Raw genomic sequence first — 3,188 nt, 5'->3', positions numbered from 1 at the left:
CTTGGGCGAAATTTGGACATGCTGACGAATTTGCAGACTGACTCCATAAATGTCGGCTACAAAGGTACTGAAGATTTCCATGAAAATGAGTAGAATGTATATGATTTCGACAAAGGCACCCAGACGGTAAGCAATGCTTCCCATAGGGATTTCAAATTGCTGAATACCCGGCATATGTGCTGACATGGCAAAGTGTGCAGCCATTAGCATAAACCCGACACCAACTCCGCCCAAAACTCCGCCCCAGCGGATGGTTCTTCGGGAGAAGGTTTGACTGCCAAGGGGTACAAGCACGGCTTGGGCCATAGTTAGGTTAAAGGACGTGTACAGCAGTGGAGACAGCAAGGTTCGAAATGTACTGTGATCTGTCGTATTCGTAATAAAACTCTGAGGATTGGGCATGGAGAGCGTGCTGTGAACGAGCAGAAGAGACATGATGATCATCAGAGGGACAACCACGGTGTTCATGTGCAAGATGGCCTTAATGCCTTTACTTAGCAGCAAATAAGTACCAATCAGTGTAATAAGCAGTCCGGTTTGGTAATGCAGGTGAAGGTGCTCTACAAAAACAGAGCCGGCTCCTGCCAGCATGACGCTGTTTACGCCAATCAACACGATGAGTGTGAACCAGCTAATCCATTTCCCGGCATTGGCACCAAAAAGATGTTTGTTCAGGTCCTCGTAGGATTTGGCTGAAATATCATGAGCGATCAGCATCATTTTCGTACCCAACCATACAAATATGATTGTGGATAGCATAATAGTGAGTGTAGCCCAACGACCATACTGCGTAAAAAATTGCAGAATTTCTTGTCCGGTAGCAAATCCGGCACCGACGATTGTACCGATGTATGTAAAAGCAATTTGAAAAACATGAATATTACGTTTCATCCCCAGTCCCTCCTTGCCTGCTTGAATAACGCTGCAGCGAGCATATAATACAAACTATGTTCAACTGAAATAGGACATGACTGGATGAGACTGAAAATAATTAAAGTGAATTAATGAATAGCTTGACGGGAGCGTAATTTATGGGTCAAATCCTTGCATGGATACTTGAATACGGATATTTGGCAATGTTCGGCTTGCTTGCACTTGGAGTAGCGGGTATGCCGATACCCGACGAAGTGCTAATGATCGCCTTCGGCGGGCTCGTGTCTCAAGGGCACTACAACTTCATTGCTGCACTGGCAGTCACATTTTTCGGTAGTATGACGGGTATGATGCTTAGCTACACATTGGGGCGTCTGTTGGGCAAACCACTTTTGCATCGATACGGAAAATGGGTGAGGCTTACGCCTTCTAGGATTGCCTCTTCTGAAAATTGGTTTGGGCGCTATGGTACCTGGGGAATCCTGTTCGGATATTTTGTCCCCGGCTTGAGACATGTATCCTCATATCTGGCAGGTACAACCCGTCTAGGCGTTTTTCGCTATATCAGTTATGCATCAGCAGGAGCTTTGCTGTGGTGCGGTACATTTTTGGGGATTGGACATGCGGTGGGCATGCATTGGGAGCAGGTGGCGAAGCTAATGGAGAAGGTGACGCATCGGATAGGGCTGGTCGTTATTCTTTTAATCGTTGTGGGAGGAATCACCGCATGGTTCTGGAACAAGCGTAAAAAAAATGTCACATGACCGCATGGAAAGCAGCTATAGCTTGAAAGCGGCGGGTGAAGTATGGTACTTTTACCGCATAGGAATGCCGTGGGAGGTCATGTAATGGAAGTATTAAAGAAACGAATTTTAGATGAAGGCGTGATTGCATCAGATCAGGTGCTGAAGCTGGATGGTTTGCTTAATCACCAGGTTGATCCAGAACTGACAATGGCAATGGGACGAGAGTTCGCAGCACGTTTCCGAGAAGAGAAGATTACCAGAGTAGTGACCGTGGAGTCCTCAGGCATTGCCATCGGGTTTGCGACAGCATTGGAATTGGGTGTACCGTTGGTATTTGCTCGTCGTAAAAAGACCCTATTAGCTGATCCAGACGCGCTGTGTGAACGCGTACCTTCGTTTACAAAAGGTATTGTTACGGATATTATGCTGTCTCGTCAATTTATTCACGAAGATGACCGTGTTCTGTTCATTGATGATATTATTGCTAATGGTGATGCGGCGCGAGGTATGGTTAAAATCATTCAACGCTCTGGAGCGGAGTTGGTTGGATTTGGTGTCGCGGTGGAAAAAAGCTTTCAGGCCGGAGCGAGAACCATCCGTGAGCAGGGTATTCGTGTAGAGTCATTGGTCAAAATTTCGTCGTTAGCTGACGGCAAGATTGAGTTTGCTGAATAGTAACAATTCAAAACTCCTGATTCTTATTTCTAATAATAACCTTTGCATGAGCTTCAATTTCGCTTATAATATAGATAAGGTTTTGGAGAGGAGGCAGCAACATGGGGAAAGAACAATTGACCGAACAGTTTTTTCTGGAAAAACTGGCAGCGGCTAAAGTACACTTTGAGCGTGCCTTGGATTGTAAGCATACGGAATTCGACGATTTGTATCCCTATATGATTGAACATCCTCAGTTTTTTTGGTATAAACGCTATGTGGCCTGGTCTGAGTTGTTGACGTTGGTTAACCTATGCGAAGAATTGTCCTTCTCTTGGAAAGAAGAATTTACTGCTCACCAAGTGGAGTATGTAGATCAGCGAGTGTTGTCTGCACAAGTGCTGGACTTCTGGTACGAGAAGAACGATACAAAAGAACATGATCACAGTGTAAACCAGTCGGGATAATTTGTCGCTCTGTTGGCAATCCATATAAGTAGTAAGAGAGAAGAGACCTAAATGATTGTTTAGGTCTCTTTTTAAACTTTTTTCATGTATATAGAATCATGGTTGCTGTGTTAAAAAAGTGAATAAGGAGGGGACAAGGATGATTATGGACGAAGAATTGGATGCTTATCGACTCTCCGGTGAAAAGGTGCGTGTCGTACGCGATGGATTGGAGTCCAACGATGTTGTTGGCATTGTACTGGCATGGGATGATGAACAGGTGCTTATTCGCCGCCAGAATCGACGTGTGGTCAAGTTGGATCGCAGTTATACATACCAGCCCGCGGGCTGATATTGCAGATGTTCCTGCCAGCTCCTTTCACCGGATGATTATCGAGGGATTGCTGGCTTTATATTTATCCGACCCTAAAGTTAGCGAGCAGCAGGACGTTCGCGCTGTTTCGAGACG

The 3,188-nt window shown here is 45.4% G+C and carries 5 protein-coding genes and 1 pseudogene; 5 read left to right on the top strand and 1 reads right to left on the bottom strand.

All coding sequences use genetic code 11. The features are described from left to right. Positions 1-891 (bottom strand): YkvI family membrane protein (locus GRP75_RS22565; RefSeq protein ID WP_160790417.1); only part of this gene is annotated, 891 nt, incomplete at its 3' end. 140 nt (positions 892-1,031) lie between these two features. On the opposite strand from GRP75_RS22565, the gene GRP75_RS22560 reads away from it, so the two are divergent. The 5 genes and pseudogenes from GRP75_RS22560 to GRP75_RS30540 form a co-directional block, all read left to right on the top strand. Further along, on the top strand, positions 1,032-1,637 hold the full coding sequence (locus GRP75_RS22560; RefSeq protein WP_023988042.1) for a DedA family protein: 606 nt from the start codon (positions 1,032-1,034) through the stop codon (positions 1,635-1,637). Positions 1,638-1,721: 84 nt separating this feature from the next. Then, entirely contained in the window at positions 1,722-2,294 is a 573-nt protein-coding gene (locus GRP75_RS22555; RefSeq protein ID WP_160790416.1) for a xanthine phosphoribosyltransferase, read from the top strand. Between the two features lie 101 nt (positions 2,295-2,395). Continuing rightward, complete coding sequence (locus GRP75_RS22550; RefSeq protein ID WP_007429850.1) at positions 2,396-2,740, top strand: hypothetical protein; 345 nt, start codon at positions 2,396-2,398, stop codon at positions 2,738-2,740. 139 nt (positions 2,741-2,879) lie between these two features. Beyond that, on the top strand, positions 2,880-3,071 hold the full coding sequence (locus GRP75_RS22545; protein WP_160790415.1) for a hypothetical protein: 192 nt from the start codon (positions 2,880-2,882) through the stop codon (positions 3,069-3,071). Beyond that, positions 3,061-3,188 (top strand): annotated as a pseudogene (locus tag GRP75_RS30540) (DUF2600 family protein); the annotation flags it as partial. The gene GRP75_RS22545 and the pseudogene GRP75_RS30540, both read left to right, overlap by 11 nt.

This window comes from Paenibacillus sp. OT2-17, from assembly GCF_009827695.1.
Lineage (GTDB): Bacteria > Bacillota > Bacilli > Paenibacillales > Paenibacillaceae > Paenibacillus > Paenibacillus polymyxa_B.
The sequence above is the reverse complement of the archived record's forward strand: the minus strand, read 5'-3'. Positions and strand labels throughout refer to the sequence as shown.

What these genes read in the sequence shown, in the direction of transcription:
- GRP75_RS22555 (WP_160790416.1), top strand. Translation starts at nt 1,722, where the DNA reads ATGGAAGTATTAAAGAAACGAATTTTAGATGAAGGCGTGATTGCATCA.
- GRP75_RS22550 (WP_007429850.1), top strand. Translation starts at nt 2,396, where the DNA reads ATGGGGAAAGAACAATTGACCGAACAGTTTTTTCTGGAAAAACTGGCA.
- GRP75_RS22560 (WP_023988042.1), top strand. Translation starts at nt 1,032, where the DNA reads ATGGGTCAAATCCTTGCATGGATACTTGAATACGGATATTTGGCAATG.
- GRP75_RS22545 (WP_160790415.1), top strand. Translation starts at nt 2,880, where the DNA reads ATGATTATGGACGAAGAATTGGATGCTTATCGACTCTCCGGTGAAAAG.